This is a genomic window from Pseudoalteromonas sp. GW168-MNA-CIBAN-0100 (genome assembly GCF_040309225.1).
Classification (GTDB): domain Bacteria; phylum Pseudomonadota; class Gammaproteobacteria; order Enterobacterales; family Alteromonadaceae; genus Pseudoalteromonas; species Pseudoalteromonas arctica.
The window spans coordinates 1-265 of record NZ_JBEOOL010000660.1 but is presented as its reverse complement, the minus strand read 5'-3'; the positions used below and the strand labels follow the sequence as shown (position 1 = coordinate 265).

Here is a 265-nt window from a genome sequence, read left to right as displayed (position 1 = left end):
TCATCGGTGTGCGCGGGCAGTGAAACACCTAAATCGCCATCACCTACACGGTGGCTAGCTGCACCTAATAGCTCAATAGGATTAAGTAATAAATTACGCACTACAATAAAAATAAGTATTGGCAGCGTAATAACCGAAATAATAACAATTAAGCCGGTAATTAAGCTAATAGCCTTACCCGATTGATACAAAACGGCTTTAGGAATAGTCGATACATAATAACCACCGCTCATTTGCACCGCACAAATCATCCGCTCTATTTTAT

General features: G+C 40.0%; 1 protein-coding gene. It reads right to left on the bottom strand.

Going from position 1 to position 265, the window contains the following annotated elements:
• A partial coding sequence (locus AAEY62_RS22900; protein ID WP_350636724.1) for a hypothetical protein occupies positions 1-265 on the bottom strand: 265 nt, incomplete at both ends.